This window comes from Xanthomonas sp. NCPPB 1638 (assembly GCF_041475635.2).
Lineage (GTDB): Bacteria > Pseudomonadota > Gammaproteobacteria > Xanthomonadales > Xanthomonadaceae > Xanthomonas > Xanthomonas cucurbitae.
In genome coordinates this window covers 1-14122 of record NZ_JCAQOH010000002.1, presented here as the reverse complement: position 1 = coordinate 14122, position 14122 = coordinate 1, and the positions used below count along the sequence as shown (strand labels likewise).

Sequence of the window (14122 nt, the reverse complement as noted above, 5' to 3'; positions counted from 1 at the left end):
AACCCCTTCCCGCACGGAATCCGCGCGTGACTCTTGCCATTGAAGGGGTCAGGCCGTAGAATGGGGTTTAGCTAAACTGTTGTGCGTTGCTGTTTCCAACAACACCAACAAACCTCAGTTCTCCGGTGTCTTGACCCGCAGCCGTTCGCCAAAACGCCTACAGGCTAGACCCCATCTCCTGCCAAAGCCCCGTCGCCAAACGGGGCTTTTGCTTTTTTACGGCTCGATGCTGGTGCCACCCAGCAGCTCGCCACCTTTACGGGTCAGCGTCTTGGGCTTCCACCCGGCCACGTCCGCCTCGAAGCGGTAGATGCCGTGCTGGATCAGCAACGACGCCGCCGCGTCAATCGTGCGGAAGTAGCGGGGGCCGCCCCGATACTGCCCAAGGATGCGATTCTCTCCGCCGATCCGAAGCGCCAGAACCAAGCCCTTCTCTGCAACGGTGACAGTCGCACCCTGTACGCCACCAACCAAAACGACCTCCTTAAACGCGGTCGGATTGATGACAGCCTTTGAATCAAACGTAATCATGCCCCACCTTCGCAGCAGTGTCCAGCATTAACGAAAAATGCAGGTGTCGGTTTTCGATTATGTAGCTGCTACCTAGCAGCAAACTAGCTGCTAGATTGTTCGTAGTGGTCAAGGGCCTTTTCCAGTATCTCGACCAGCAGCACACCTTCACGCTGCGCCAGGGCGCGGATGCGAGCATCCCATTCCGGCGTCACCCGCGTGGCGAACTGCACCGTGCGGTTCGTCTTGCGGGCGCTCCGGCCGTCGATCTTCTTGGCCGCCGGCGCTTGCGGTGGTGGGTTGGCGGCGGCCGGCCTGGCTACCGGCGCAACCTCCGGCGCGGTCAGGTTCGTGCTGGCCTCGTCCAACGTCGGCGGTGCGCCCAGCTCGTCGCGCCGGCCTTTCAGTTTCTTGAGCTTGGATACGTCAGCCATTTGTCACCCGGTCGATGAGCGATTGAATGAGGGTGTCGGCCCGCTCGTTCAGGCCCGCAAAGCGGGTTTCCGTGATGCTGTGGCCGGTGTTTTGCGCCTGGCGGTAGGCCGGCCGGTCGCGTAGGCTCCCGTCCAGGACGGTGTAGCCGGCCTGCTGCAAATAGACCCGCGCCGCAACCTCTTCCGCCGGCGTGCCGATGCGGTTGAGGGCGAACGCCAGGCGGTCGTTCGGGACACCGGCCTTCGTCAGTGCGTGAAACTCGCGCACGGCCGGAATGAGGTCATCCCTCGATGCGCCGGACGGCTGCACGATCAGATCGGCAGCGCGGGCTATGTCGAGCGTTGCCGAGCTGGTGCGGGCCGGCCCGTCGATGATGAGAAGGTCGTACCCCTTGGCCGCTTCCAGCGCCTGCGCGGCCGTGGCGAACGCCTCCACGGACACCACGGGTTCAATGCCCTGGGAAAGCCGCAGGCGGTGCCAATCGACAGCCGTTCCCTGCTGCGTGTCCAGGTCGGCCACCTTCACGCGCAAGCCGCCGGCGGCCGCTTCGCGTGCAAGGGCGCGCGCCAGGGTGGATTTCCCGACGCCGCCTTTCTGTGAAACGAATGCGACAATAGCCGCCATGATTTAGCCCCTATCTAGCTGCTAGGTAGCATCGATTATAAGATAGAAGCTAGATGTAAGATAGTGGCTAGATAGCTTTTAGCTGCTAAAATTGCGCCGCCGCGCCCGCTCGGCGTCGGCCAGGTCGCCGGGCCACGTCGCCAGCTCGTCATCGGCGAGGCCCGCCAGGATTTGCGGCAGGTTTTGGGTTCGGTACGGGGGCATCGGCAGGTCGGCTACCGGGCCTTCGTCGTCCAGGAAAGCCGGCTCGGGCAGCTCGGCCGCGCCCTGCTCCACGTCGGCCGCCGCGCCGGCGTCGGCCTCGGTCAAGGCATCCTCCACGAAAGCGCCATGCCTGGCCGCCTCGGCCTGGCTCATGTCGCGGCTGGCCCATATCCGTTTGACCTGGGCCACGCTGCACCCGGCCAGCTTGGCCGTCTCCGCGATGCTCTGGCCGATGCTGCGCAACGCAATGACCTGGGCGCGCAGCTTCGGATCAGCCCGCCGGCCCTTGTAGCGGCCGTCCCGCTTCGCCAGCTCGATGCCCTGGCGCTGCCGCTCGCGGCGATCCTCGTAGTCGTCGCGTGCCATCTGTAGGGCCAGCTTCAAAAGCATGTCCTGGACGGATTCCAGGACGATCTTGGCAACGCCCTGGGCCTCGGCCGCCAGGTCGGATAGATCGACCACGCCAGGGACGGCCAGGCGCGCACCCTTGGCCCGGATCGAGGCCACCAGGCGCTCGGCCTCGGGCAAGGGTAGGCGGCTGATGCGGTCGATCTTCTCGGCAATGACCACCTCGCCGGGCTGTAGGTCGCCGATCATGCGCAGCAGCTCGGGCCGGTCGGCGCGTGCGCCGGATGCCTTCTCGCGGTAGATGCCGGCGACGTAGTACCCGGCGGCCTTCGCGGCCGTGATGATCCCTTCCTGGCGTTCAAGGTCTTGCGCGTCAGTGCTGACGCGCAGATAGACCCGCGCCACCATCGGCGCGGCTGCTGGCTTCGTTCTGGTCATGTTGGCCGGCTCCTTTGGGCATACCTGAATGCGCCTATCGTAGCCCGGTAGGCTCATTTATAAAAGTGCGATCTATATGCGCCTAGCTCAAAACGCCATCCCTAAAGAGCCTTTTCAAGACAGTTTCAGCGCGATGGACTCGGGGGCAGGGAAGGGCTATTATCACTAGGTATTACTACGTGATAAGAGGCCCACTATGGCAACGTCTCTCAAGATCGACGACACGCTGAAAGGTCGAGTCCACCACCTCGCCAGCCAGCGCCGCCGCTCGCCCCACTGGATCATGCTCGAAGCGATCCAGCAGTACGTCGAGCGCGAAGAAGCCCGCGAGAGCTTCAAGCAGGAAGCCTTGGCATCCTGGGCGGCCTACAAGGAAACCGGCCGTCACCTGACCGGCCAGGAAGTTCGCACCTGGTTGAACACCTGGGGCACCAGTGACGAAAGGGCGGTGCCTGAGTGCCACAAGTAATCGTCACCGAAGGCGCGGCGGAAGGCTTGGAACGATGCCGGCGGTTCCTGGCCGTCAAGGCACCGGACGCCGCCAGGCGTGCCGGCCAGGCCATCGAGCGGCAATTCCTGCTGCTGGAGACGGCCCCCGACATTGGCCGGCCGTTCCCTGAAATGCCCGAGCTGCGCGAGCTGGTGATTGCCTTCGGGGATTCCGGCTATGTGGCCCTGTACCGCCACGAACCGGCCGACGATGCGGTGTATGTTCTGGCCTTCCGGCACCAGAAAGAGGCAGGCTACTGATGGGCAGGAAGGAAACCGAGGAAGCGATTGCAGATAGCCGAGCCGGCCACGTGACGCGGGTTGGCTCGGTGGCCGAGCTGCTGGCCGAGCTGAACGCCGACGACACGCCGGATGTTCAACAAGGCAGCACCAACGTCTATGCCGACCTGGGCTTTCCCGACGCCGACGAAATGCTGGTCAAGGCCCAGCTCGTGACCAAGATCGGCGAGGCCATCAAGGCACGGAAGTTGTCGAGCGACCATGCGGCGGCAGCTCTTGGACTGATGTCGGCCGAGCTGGGCGAGCTGCTGGCCGGCCATTTTCGGGCGCACTCGGTCGATGACCTGGCCCGCCTGGCGGCGCTGCTCGATGAGGCCGGCCGATGACTGACCCGAAGAACCTGGAAACCTGGTTGCATGAAAAGGCCGGCCCGGCCCATGACGAGCTGAAAGCCGATCCGGCCCGCGCCGTCTCGGCCGGCCGGGTGCGCTACACGCTCGATGAGCTGCTGGCCGAGGCCGAAGCGGCCGGCCAGCATCCATTGCCGCCGGAGCAACGCGAATGGGTGGATGCCCCGGCCGTTGGCCGTGAGCTGCTGCCCGAAGACTTGCAAACCGCCGAAGCCATAGCCGGGTTCCTTGCCGACGCCGAAGCCACCGGCGATGCGGATTACATCGAGCACGCGCACCAGGTCGCGGCACGTGCGCGGGCCATGCACGGCATAGGGTAGGGGAGCTGGCCAGCATCGCTATTTCTGGCGGTGCTGCAGGTGGATCTCATCGCCGGAAATGACGATGCGAGATCCACGCCAAGGGAAAGGGCAGGGCGGCCGTCATCGCTCGATCTGGCGATGCTCGAGCACGCCGGCGCGCATCGTCGGAAACGGCGATGCAGGCCCGAAAACGACAAGGGCGGCCACTGGGCCGCCCTTGCTGTTCCTGGTGGAGCCTACGCGGCGAGTGACTGCCGCACCGCGTCCAGGGCCTGGCGGAAATCGTCCCGCGTGGCCTGGCCCGTCTCGGCCTGGTAGTACAACACCATGAACATATTGGCGACGGCCTCAGCCATCGGCGAGAGCTGCCGCGCCGCGTCCTGGTCGATCCAGTCCAGGGCCGCGAGCTGCGCGGCCGCGTGATGGACTGCCTGAGTTGCGATTGCATTGGTAGGATTCAAAGTTGCCATGATTCACCTCTCTATCAGGTGGGTTTGTGGAAGTCGGCCGGCCCCACGCCGGCCGGCGCCTTATTGCCGCCGCTGGCCGCTGCTGTAGAAGCCGGCGGCTTCTGCCAGCGGCGTGTTCCTGTTGCTGCCGCTGTGGCTGTTGCTCGATGACCTGGCCGCCGGCCTGGTGACCTCGATGGCAGACGGGGCAGGGCGATCAACGAAGGCCGCCACTTCCGCCGCTGCATCAAGCTCGGTTGATTGATCGCCAGGCGGTTCAAACTCCACCGCCGGCCGCTGCACCTGGTCGAGCGCCAGGCAGTCGAAAAAGCCGCTACGTTTCATTGTCACGCCTCCGATTTACCGTGGTCGCGGTTGGCGAACGCGGCCACTTCGGACTCGGGATCGGAAGCGGCCGAATCAGCCCCCGCCAGGCTGTCGCCTCCAAAGGTGGGCATCCCCTCGGCCGCCTGGTCGTTCTGACTGCTCGCTCTGATCGCAGCGGCAATCTTTCCGCCGGTCGTGTCGGCCATACGTTCAACAGCGGCGTCCCGGATGCTGGCGGCCTTGGCCTTCGCAACGTCGCCGATGCCTTGTGCCAAGTTCGCAGCCGTCGCCGCGATAAGGCTTCTCGCTCCCTGATCGGACTTCGTGCCACCGGCATCACCGCCGGCGCTGGCCTTCGAGCCGCCACCCTCGCTGCCCTTCGAGCTGGAACCTCCATCCGATTTACCGGACTGCTGCCCATTGCGACCACCCGAACCGCTGGCACCGCTGCCCGAGCTGCTGCCGAAGCCGGCGGCCTGTGCAAGTGGTGTAGTGGTGCCCGCACCTGAGCCTGAACCGCCACCAAAGCCAGCAGCTTGTGCAAACGAGCCTGCATCACTGCCGGAATCGGAGCCGCCGCCGAACATGGGCATGCTGCCCGCGTCATTTGCTGCGTAGCCCTGCGCTTTCTCGAACGCGGCTTTGATCGCCGACGCACCGCCGCCAATGGAAGCCGCACCGGCCGCCAATGCCGCGCCTCCAGTGGCAACCGCTGATCCGACCGCCGCCGCTGCACCGATAGCAGCACCGCCGGCTGCCGCGATGCTGCTGGCTCCGAAGTTTCCGATTCCACCAGCCGCACCAATGCCGCCACCCGAAACGATGCCGGAAATCAGCGGCGGAATCCTATTGACCAGGAACAGCAGGCAGACAGCCACAACAAGCATCACGGCCAGCTCTTGAGCCGCCATGTTCCCGCTAATCTGGCTGTAGTAGTGCGTCAAGAACTGCTTGCCGATGGCGACAATGAGCACCATCGCCAAAATCTGCGCGGCAATGCCCAGCACGGTCTTGTAGTAGTTGATCGCTATATCGGAAGTCCACCGCGAACCACCGAAGCCGAGAAAGAAGATGCCGGCATAGAGCAGCACCCAACTTGACGCCAGGAGAAGGAGCAGATTCACGGCGATGAGCGCGAGCACCAGCAAAACGCCTAGGGCCATCAGCTCCATGACGATGGCCGTTCCCATACGTCGCCACCCCAGTTCGGAAGTGGCCTCGACAGTGCGGTCGTACAGCTCGAAACCGATATCCACGATTGCGGATGGCCCCAGCCTGCTATCACCAAGGCCACCAGCCTGTGCGCCGAGCTGCTGCATGGATTGAACGATGGTGCCGGCGATGTTCATGCCTGTGGTGGCGTTCGTCAGCAACCACCAGAAAAAGCCGGTGAAGATCGTGAAGCGGACGAACTCCGCGAAGAACTCACCAATGTCGGCTTTGCGTAAGGCCATCATGCCGAACGTCCAGACCATCGAGATCACCACCAGCGCCCAAAACAAGCGGCTGGCGGCAGCTTCGATTGCCGGCCCCCACGTCGATGCAGCATTGTGGAAGCGTTGCAGGACGTCATTCATGACACCACTGCTATTGAGCTGTTGAGCCATTGCAGGCTCTGACAGCATGGCTATGAACACGGCCGCGAGGCCGCCCAGAAGTAGCTTTTTCATGCTGACGGCCTCTAGAAGTTGTCGGCGGGACTGGGCTTGAACTCCCATTTCCGCATGTCCTGGGCCTTCTGGAACGCCTTGCATTCCTCAATGAAGGCCGCCCGCTTGGCTTCGCTCTTGATCTCGCTAAGGGCTTGCTGATAGGTCGGCGGCTTGCACGTTGCCGCGTTCGGCTCTGGCATAGCGTCATCGCCGCATCCAGCCAGCCCCGCCGCTACAACCGCCAGGAGCATGATCTTTTTCATGACCGTATCCCCTTAGAAGTTGTCGGCCGGGCTGGCCCGGTAGTTCCAAGTGCGCAACTGCTTGGCCCTGGCCTCGCTTCGTGCATCGGAGTCGATCTCGGCCGCCTCACGTGCCGCAAGCGCGTTCTGCTGCGCGATCAACAGGCCACGGATTTGCAGAAGCTGGTTTGCCTGGTTGGCGGCAAGCTGGTTGGCATAACCGATGGCCTGCATCTGGCCGTTCGCGCCCTGGGCTGCTGACTGCAACCGTTCGAGCTGCCGAGCATCAGCGGTGAGATTGCGCTGCTGCTGTTCAAGGCCCTTGAACAAGGCATCGTTGGCCCTCTTCTGGCTTTCACTCGCCAGGCGGCGGTTCTCTTCCATCGCAGCCTTCTCGGCCGGCGTGCAGCCACCGGAGCCGTTGAAGCAAGGCGAACTGCGGTAGTAGGCCACGTCCTGGAATTTGCCCAGGTAGGCATCGAGACTGCCGAGCTGGGTCTTGTAGTAGTTCAGCGTATCGACCGCATTCATCAGCCCGTTGATCGTGGACTGCGCCTGATCCCAGATATAGGCCGCCGGCGCGACCGTGTTCTGGATCATGTTTTCGTACTGCTGGAGCTGGGTTTGATACTGCTCGATTTGCTTGAGCGTCTGCGCCACCGACTCAATGGCCGTCATGACGTTCTGCACCAGGTTCCCGCCGTCGATGACGGGAATGCCGGCCTGCGCCGGGGTGATGATGATGCTGCCGGCCAGGGCAGCGGCGAGCGCGGTTTTAGCCGCTAAAAGGCGGACGTGTTTCATGGTCGAGTTCCTCGATGTGATGAGCGGCTGCGCTGCGCCGGCCTGCTGCCTTGTCGGCAACTGGCGGCGTTGGGCCATCACAGAGACAGCACGCCACGAATCGCTGTCCCGGTACCCGACCTGGGCGACACCGTTGCGCCCGGCCATTTTTGTTGAACATCGGTGTAAGCTAACTAGCTGCTATATAGCTTCTAGCTGCTAACTTGGATGCTAATCGAACATCCGAAAGTTCGCAAGCGTCATCGCCCGCGCTTCTTGCCCTCCTGGCGTTTCGCCTTCTTGGCTTCCATCTGTGCTCGTAGCCGCGCCTCGCGCTGTTCCAGCTCGGACGGCGCGGGCCGGGCCGGCGGCTGCACCTTGGCCGCCGGCGGTGCCGGTGTGGCCTGGGTCGGCGCTTGCGCCGGCTGCTGGGCCTCGCCCTCGATGTGCAGGCCGTCGAGCTGGCCGAGTGTGCGCAGGCCATGCCGGCGACCTGGTGGCGGTTTCTGGCCGACTGCCGGCACGCCTGGCCGGCGCTTGGCTTGGGCCTTGGTGGCCTCGGCCTGCCGCCGGCTTTCCAGCGCCGGATCGGCGAAGGTGATGGGTAGCTGGGCATCGACGGCCGCACGGATGACCTGCGCCTTGAACTCCACGCTGCCGCTGACGGTGATGCGCTCGCCGTAGCGTTCCATCGCCAGACGCAGCGCCGCCGCCACGCCGGCGCGGTCGGCCTGGCTGGACACGGCCAGGCGCTCGCCGTCATCGCGCACGGCCGCGCTGCCGGCGCGGTAGATGATCGTGCCCTTCTTCGTGATGTTGTCGATCACCGGCGCATGGCCGGGCTTCACCTGGCCGTCACCCTGGATGGTGTCGCCCTTGAGGCCCTGGGCCGCCTCGCGGGCGCGCAGCGCATCGAGCGCCTGGCCGTCGCCGGCCGTCGCCTGTTGCTTGAGCCAGTCGGCCCACGGCCGCCGGCGGTGCTCGTTGTAGATCGCCGCTCGCTCCTGGTCGTGGCGCTTGTTGATCGCCTCCAGGTCGGCCCGCAGCGCGGCGCTGGCCTGGGCATACAGCAGCTTCTTGGTCAGCCGGCCATCGGTCAGGTGCTTGATGGCCGCCCGCCTGGCGGCCGCCGCCTTCTTGGCGTTCTCGATGGCACGATCCTTCCGGCGCTTCGCCTCGGCCAGCACGCCGGCCCTGGCGGCCGTGAGGGTCTGCTGTGCGCCCTTGTACCTGGCGTAAAGCTCGGTCGTGTCCAGGCCGCCGCGCAAGCGCAGCGGTCGGCCCTTCTGGTAGCTGCGCCGGGCCGGCGCGGCCTGACGCTCGGGCGATGCCTCGAACGCGCCGAGCCGTTTTTCCAGGGCGGGCTTGGACAGGTCGCGGGCTAGGGTGCTGGCCTTGATGATCGTGCCGTCGCCGGCCTCGATGACCAGGCCATTACCACGTACGCGCAGCGCCAGGCCGTTGTCGCGCATGACCTGGTGCAGCTCGGCCCAACTCGCCGCGCCCTTGATCTCGTCCAGGCATTCGCGCTTGATCCAGCCGACCAGGCTTTCCACGCCGGCGTGCTGTTCCAGGTCGCCGGCCCTGGCCGCCGCGCCGCGTTGGCGTGGCTCATGGTTGTCCCGTTCCAGGCCGTAGTCGCGTTCCAGGGTCGTGCAGAGGTCGGCGAGCGCCCGATGCGAGTAGTACGGCTCCTGCATCGTGCCCCTGGTCGGGTGAATCTTGTTGATGGCGATGTGGATGTGCAGGTTGTCGGTGTCGTTATGCACGGCGCTGACGCGCTGATGCTCGCCCAGGCCCAGCCCGTCGCAGATGCGGGCCTCGATCTGCCGCAAGGTGTCAGCGCTCGGCTGCTCGCCGGCGCGGAAGCTGACGATCAGGTGATAGGTCTTGTCGCCCTTGGCCCGCGTGTTGGCCTGCTGGGTCGCCAGTACCTCGGTGATGGCGTCGCGCACGGTGTCGGCCGCGCAGTTCGTGACCTGCACCTGGCCCAGCCGATGGTCTTTGCTCTGCGCGTCGGTGACGTACCGCACCAGGCCGGCGAAGTCGGACTTGCCCAGCGAACGCATGGGCACGTGCTTGGCGATCACGATTGCCCGCCTCGCGGCCGCACCACGCTTTCAGCAATGGTGCTGATCTTGTCCTGGGTCGCCTCGATCCGAGCCAGCAGCGCCCGGATGGTGTCGTCGCCGAAGCGGGCCGTGCGCGGGTCGTCGGTCAGCCAGAGCTTGAGCAGGCCGCCCAGCCGGCCGAGGTCGCCATTCACGCGCACCAGGTCGCGCACGTTCTCGAAGTCCGTCACGCCCTTGACCTGGTAGCCCTGGCCGACCGCCAGCAGGTAGGCGGATGTACTCATGCCGGCGGCCTGGGCGTTGGCCTCGATGGCGGCCCGTTCGTCCGGCAGGCAATAGACCTTGATGGGCGTGCTGCCCTTCCTCGTTACCTTGTTCTCGTTGGCCTCCATCTTGGCGTCCTCTGTCGTTGCCGGCGGCCGCCGGCTGGCCCCGCAGGGCAGGATGCCCCGTTGAGCGCCGCAGGCGCGAATAAGGGGAAGTGAAGAGGATCACCGCGCTTGCGTGGTGGGCCTACTTCACACATCCTGCCCTCTATTCAGCATTGCATTCAATGAGGAAACTATACCGCTATTCAGTAGGATTGCATTGTTTTTCGCTAGGAAAATGGTGTATTGGTGCGCAGTAAGGCAAAATGCAGTGGAATCCACGAACAAACAACGATTCACTACTGATTTCCACGCGGTTTCCTACTGCTTTCCACGCATGAACCCGCGCACATTGCATGAACCGGAATGATGCTGATGGGAACCCGATACACCGATGAACTTGCCGCCTGGGCCAGCACGAAAGCCGAGGCAAAGCGCCGACAGGACACGGCGGCCGTGGCGTTCCTGGCGGTCAAGACGGACGTGATCGAGGCGATGGACGCCGGCTACGCGCTGACGACGATCTACGATCACATGCACGAGACCGGCCGGGTGAAAACCAGCTATGAGACGTTCCGCCGGCACGTCCAGCGGTTCATCAAGGCAGCACCGGCCGCCACCACGCCGCCGACACCGAAGGCCACCATCAGGTCGGCCAGCAGCTCGCAAGCCACCGTTCCAGCCGTCACGCGAAAGCCGGCCGCACCAGTTCCGGCCAACCCCGCCGGCGAGCAGCTCGGAAAGATTCCCAGCCTCAACTTCAACCCGACGCCGAACAAAGAAGACTTGCTGTAAGCCGCCCCGAAGAGGATGGACGCCAGAAGGGAAAGCCAGGCCCCTCAAGTGTCAATAGCCCCATGACGTGAAATCTCCCCCCTGTTCCCTTCCGCCAACCAGCAGGAAGGGCGGCTAAACCTGACCGCCAAAGGCCAGGCTCGCGCCCCTCAAGTGTCAATAACCGGGCCTCCCCCTAGTTCGTGAAATCGCCCCCCCCTGACGGCTCACTCGCCGCCCGGCTTCTTCCTGGTCGCGGGCTTGGCCTCGGCCGCCGGCGGCGTGATGCGGGCCAGCAGCGCGGCAGATTGCTCCTTGAGCGTGTCGAGCTGCCCGGCCATGCGGGCAGCTTCCTCGCGGGCCAGCGCAGTTGCCTTCATGGCCTGGTCGCGCTCGGCCTGCGCTGCCGTCAAGCGTTCAGCCACCCGCTGCGCCTCGGCCGCAGCGGCCTTCCTCTGCTCCTGGTGCGCCTCGCGCTCGGCATCGGCTTTGGCGCGGACGGTCGCCAGTTCCTCGCGCACCTGGTCAAGTTGCGCGGCGACAGCCTGGCCGGCCTTCTGCTGCTCGGCCAGCGCCCCGCGTGCCTGGTCAGCGTCCTTGTGCGCCCTGTCCAGCTCCGTGCGCAACTCGTCGGCCCGGCGCTCGATCTCCGCATTGCGCGCTTCCGCCTTCTCGGCCCGGCTCGTGGTGTCGTCCAGCTCCTGACGGACGGCGGCGAGTTCCTGGGCCAGCTTTTCGGCTCCGGCCTTCTCGGCAGCCAGCGCAGCCGTAGCCGCGTCCAGCTCGCCGGCCTGGCGCTCGAAAGCCTCGGCCAGTTCCTGCCGCATGGCGTCAAGCTCGGCGCGCTCGGTTTCCCACGCAGCTTGCGCGCTGCGCAGGGACTCGTTCGCCAGCTCCTGGGCCTGCTGCCAGATCGTCGCCACGGCCGCGTTGCTGGCCTGCTGCACGGCCTCCGGCACCGCCACGGCCACCGGGGCGGCCTGGGCAGTCTGCGCCCTGCGCCACTCCTTCATCACGGCGCTGGCTGCGTTCATATCCACGCGGGCGGCTCGTCGCACGGCATCGACCGTGGGCATCGTCTGACGGCCTGACTGCTCGAAAAGATCGGTGGCGGCGGCAATGATGCGCTCGCGCACGTCAGCGGGGATTTGAGGGGCTTGCTGCGTCATGGCCTTGGCTCCAATGGATAAAATAATAAGAATAATATTCTTATTCTTCTTATTATGCAAGCGATTATTCTCGACCAGGCCAGCCCGGCCGCGAGCGCGTCACTGTCGAAATTCGGCCCTAGCAGCCCTCGCAGGGGCGTTTTCAGGGGTCAGTGGCACAACCACCCTACCCCACCCGGTTTCGTGGCTCCTGCGCGTTCCTATGAGGTCGGATGCCAGACACAAAAAAAGCCAGGCCACGGCCGGCCCGGCTTCCTCTTGGCGTCAAATTTAGCGGCTAAAAATCAGGCTGCGGCCTGTAGGCGCTTCACGGCTGCAACGAAATCCAGGCGCAACAGGTGCATGGCAAGGTCAATGGCCCCGCCGCCGCCCCTCTCGGCTCGGGTGTCGTACCACTTCGGCCCGGTCGCCAGCAGCTCCACGCCACCACCGCCCAGCGCGACATTCACCCGCACGGTGGCCTTGTCCTTGATCGGCTTGAAATCCGGGTCGTGCTTCCAGTAGAGGCCCAGGAGATCGAGCGCGGCCGTGACCGGCATTCCCTGCAATTGGGCCAGCAGCTCCGGCGGAAAAGCTCGACGGGCACGACTCATGACAGCACCCCGGCAAACTGGACGGGGGAGCCGCCCTTCGGGCGGCGGGCTACTCCGGGCCTTCGGCCCCTCCGCGCCGTCCCGGCGCTGCGCGGCCCGTGGATAACGTGCAAGCAAGTTACCCACCGCCCTTACCGGCTACTCGCGTTATATGAACGCGGGGGGCTACTCCGGCCTTCGGCCGAGCCGGCCGGAAAGGAAACGACGACAGAAAACATCACACCACCCCCCGGCCGGTAGGCTTCGCCATTAGTAATACGGACGGACTTTGGACACCCTCTCGGCCGCCATCGTCATTTCCGGCGATGTTGGCCACCGGCGCGGCCTGGTCGGCTGTAATACGGACGGACTTTGGACACGCGGCCGCCTCCTTGGCGTACATGGCCGCCAGGGACTTGCTGATGCCCATGCGCTGCGCGATAGCACGCACGGAAAGCCCTTCGGCCTTGAGTGCCTGGGCCTGCGCACGCTTCGCCTCGGCCGCGTCCAGGTAGGTTCCACGATCTACGGCACCAGCGGCTCGCCGGCGGGCCGTGTGGCGCTCCCTGTCGCGCTCTTTCGCCATGTCCGAGCTGATGAGCGTGCGGAGCTTGCACTGTTCCTCGTCTGAGATCTGAAACAGGCTGATGAGGGTGTCGTTCTTGGGCGTGTAGAGCTGGGAAAGCTGCTTGCCGCCGAACTCCACTTTCTCGCCGGCTTCGTGCGCCTTTGCCTTGGCGTACAACGTCATCAGCTCCTTGGAGCGATACGACCAGGCCGGATCAAGCTCGCCGGCCAGCGCGGCCGCCTCGTGGTACATCTGCCCGCTGTGCGTCGCACCGGACAGCAGCAGGAAGTTGAGACGCCAGAAAAGGTGCTGCATCCGCTCCCCTTCCCTGACGCCGCCGCGCAGCTCGGCCAGCTTGCGCAAGTCTTCCAGGCGATCCCATGCGAGCTGCCGGCCGGAGAAGCCACGCAGGTTGTCGGACTTGCCGCCGGGCAGTAGCTTGAGCTGCCGGCGCTCGATGCGCTCCTGGCGCTGCTGCTCGATAGTCCAGCGGGCCACCGGCAGCAGCATTTCGGCCAGGTACTCGAAGCCGTAGCGCACCGGCTGGCCGTCCTGGCCATGCTCGACATGCACCACGCGGCACACGTCGCCGCTCTTGGTATTCACGGTGCTGACCAGGCGCAGCACGCGGCTTGCGTCCTTCGCCTGGGGGTCAGCACCGAGGCCGGCCAGGCGATCAACAAGATACCGCTGGCAGGCGTTCCAGCGCGGCAGCGCCTGGCGCGGCAAGGTGCCGTCCAGCAGCCACTTGGCTTGTATGCCGCGGCCGCTATAGACCAGCAGCGAGGGCGTGGGGATGCCTTCCTGGGCGCAGTGGTACAGCACGGCGGCCGCCAGTTGCTCGGGCGTCCTGCCGGCGGCCCACGGCTGCCGGTAGGTGTCCAGGTCAGCGAACAGCAGGCCGATACGGGCCAGATTCACCACGCGCCGGTTTGGGCGCATGAACTCCGCCTGCGTCAGCCATGTGTCGCGCGTCTGATCGACCATGCCCAAGATCGTGGGCATGTCCGTTAGCCTGTATGAGTCCTGCCGCTTGTCCTTGCCTACCGCGACCAGGAGCGAGAAAAAGCCCGTCCTGGTCGTGTCATGGTAGGTGCCGGCCTCGTCGGCCGGCTCGAACAAGGCAAGTTGTGCCTGTCCTGCCAT

Annotated in this window: 18 protein-coding genes and 1 pseudogene; 5 read left to right on the top strand and 14 right to left on the bottom strand. The window is 65.2% G+C overall.

Features of this window, described 5'->3' with window-relative positions; all coding sequences use genetic code 11:
- Window positions 1-216: 216 nt before the first annotated feature.
- The 4 genes and pseudogenes from parC to ACCQ13_RS20500 form a co-directional block, all read right to left on the bottom strand.
- The gene (gene parC / locus ACCQ13_RS20515) at window positions 217-531 is read right to left on the bottom strand and encodes a ParC family partition-associated protein (RefSeq protein WP_159408049.1); all 315 of its coding nucleotides are present in this window, start codon (window positions 529-531) and stop codon (window positions 217-219) included.
- Window positions 532-614: 83 nt separating this feature from the next.
- On the bottom strand, window positions 615-944 hold the full coding sequence (locus tag ACCQ13_RS20510; RefSeq protein WP_011997475.1) for a hypothetical protein: 330 nt from the start codon (window positions 942-944) through the stop codon (window positions 615-617).
- Complete coding sequence (locus tag ACCQ13_RS20505) at window positions 937-1569, bottom strand: nucleotide-binding protein (protein WP_007966093.1); 633 nt, start codon at window positions 1567-1569, stop codon at window positions 937-939. The genes ACCQ13_RS20510 and ACCQ13_RS20505 overlap by 8 nt, the downstream gene beginning before the upstream one ends.
- 255 nt (window positions 1570-1824) lie before the next feature.
- A pseudogene (locus ACCQ13_RS20500) lies at window positions 1825-2559 on the bottom strand (recombinase family protein); the annotation flags it as partial.
- Between the two features lie 196 nt (window positions 2560-2755).
- Between ACCQ13_RS20500 and ACCQ13_RS20495 the strand changes: the two are divergent.
- From ACCQ13_RS20495 to ACCQ13_RS20480, 4 genes are read left to right on the top strand one after another with little or no spacing between them, the layout of a single operon-like run.
- Entirely contained in the window at window positions 2756-3028 is a 273-nt protein-coding gene (locus ACCQ13_RS20495) for a CopG family ribbon-helix-helix protein (protein WP_005933935.1), read from the top strand.
- On the top strand, window positions 3016-3309 hold the full coding sequence (locus ACCQ13_RS20490; protein WP_054471487.1) for a type II toxin-antitoxin system RelE/ParE family toxin: 294 nt from the start codon (window positions 3016-3018) through the stop codon (window positions 3307-3309). The genes ACCQ13_RS20495 and ACCQ13_RS20490 overlap by 13 nt, the downstream gene beginning before the upstream one ends.
- On the top strand, window positions 3309-3674 hold the full coding sequence (locus ACCQ13_RS20485; protein WP_159408051.1) for a helix-turn-helix domain-containing protein: 366 nt from the start codon (window positions 3309-3311) through the stop codon (window positions 3672-3674). Before ACCQ13_RS20490 ends, ACCQ13_RS20485 begins: the two co-directional genes overlap by 1 nt.
- Window positions 3671-4018 (top strand): helix-turn-helix domain-containing protein, encoded by a 348-nt coding sequence (locus tag ACCQ13_RS20480; RefSeq protein WP_159408052.1) that lies wholly within the window; start codon window positions 3671-3673, stop codon window positions 4016-4018. The genes ACCQ13_RS20485 and ACCQ13_RS20480 overlap by 4 nt, the downstream gene beginning before the upstream one ends.
- Window positions 4019-4236: 218 nt before the next feature.
- Here the strand turns inward: ACCQ13_RS20480 and ACCQ13_RS20475 are convergent, their stop codons facing one another.
- From ACCQ13_RS20475 to traJ, 7 genes are all read right to left on the bottom strand, one after another.
- A complete protein-coding gene (locus ACCQ13_RS20475; RefSeq protein ID WP_159408053.1) occupies window positions 4237-4470 on the bottom strand; it encodes a type I toxin-antitoxin system ptaRNA1 family toxin in 234 nt (77 codons plus the stop codon).
- 60 nt (window positions 4471-4530) lie between these two features.
- Window positions 4531-4794: a hypothetical protein gene (locus ACCQ13_RS20470; RefSeq protein WP_159408054.1), complete on the bottom strand. Its 264-nt coding sequence runs from the start codon at window positions 4792-4794 to the stop codon at window positions 4531-4533.
- Window positions 4795-4796: 2 nt separating this feature from the next.
- Window positions 4797-6446, bottom strand: a complete 1650-nt coding sequence (gene trbL / locus ACCQ13_RS20465; RefSeq protein WP_274392117.1) for a P-type conjugative transfer protein TrbL — start codon at window positions 6444-6446, stop codon at window positions 4797-4799.
- Between the two features lie 11 nt (window positions 6447-6457).
- A complete protein-coding gene (gene trbK, locus ACCQ13_RS20460; RefSeq protein WP_208800749.1) occupies window positions 6458-6691 on the bottom strand; it encodes an entry exclusion lipoprotein TrbK in 234 nt (77 codons plus the stop codon).
- A gap of 12 nt (window positions 6692-6703) precedes the next feature.
- Window positions 6704-7474 (bottom strand): P-type conjugative transfer protein TrbJ, encoded by a 771-nt coding sequence (gene trbJ / locus ACCQ13_RS20455; protein WP_159408046.1) that lies wholly within the window; start codon window positions 7472-7474, stop codon window positions 6704-6706.
- Window positions 7475-7713: 239 nt separating this feature from the next.
- Window positions 7714-9543, bottom strand: a complete 1830-nt coding sequence (gene traI / locus ACCQ13_RS20450; RefSeq protein WP_274392118.1) for a TraI/MobA(P) family conjugative relaxase — start codon at window positions 9541-9543, stop codon at window positions 7714-7716.
- Complete coding sequence (gene traJ / locus ACCQ13_RS20445) at window positions 9540-9917, bottom strand: conjugal transfer transcriptional regulator TraJ (RefSeq protein ID WP_054471493.1); 378 nt, start codon at window positions 9915-9917, stop codon at window positions 9540-9542. The genes traI and traJ overlap by 4 nt, the downstream gene beginning before the upstream one ends.
- A gap of 342 nt (window positions 9918-10259) precedes the next feature.
- On the opposite strand from traJ, the gene ACCQ13_RS20440 reads away from it, so the two are divergent.
- Window positions 10260-10688, top strand: a complete 429-nt coding sequence (locus tag ACCQ13_RS20440) for a TraK family protein (RefSeq protein WP_223214485.1) — start codon at window positions 10260-10262, stop codon at window positions 10686-10688.
- Between the two features lie 206 nt (window positions 10689-10894).
- On the opposite strand, the gene ACCQ13_RS20435 is transcribed toward ACCQ13_RS20440, so the two are convergent.
- From ACCQ13_RS20435 to ACCQ13_RS20425, 3 genes are all read right to left on the bottom strand, one after another.
- Complete coding sequence (locus ACCQ13_RS20435; protein WP_159408056.1) at window positions 10895-11836, bottom strand: DNA-binding protein; 942 nt, start codon at window positions 11834-11836, stop codon at window positions 10895-10897.
- Between the two features lie 284 nt (window positions 11837-12120).
- Window positions 12121-12429 (bottom strand): hypothetical protein, encoded by a 309-nt coding sequence (locus tag ACCQ13_RS20430; protein WP_159408047.1) that lies wholly within the window; start codon window positions 12427-12429, stop codon window positions 12121-12123.
- Between the two features lie 217 nt (window positions 12430-12646).
- Complete coding sequence (locus ACCQ13_RS20425; protein ID WP_372372460.1) at window positions 12647-14122, bottom strand: replication protein; 1476 nt, start codon at window positions 14120-14122, stop codon at window positions 12647-12649.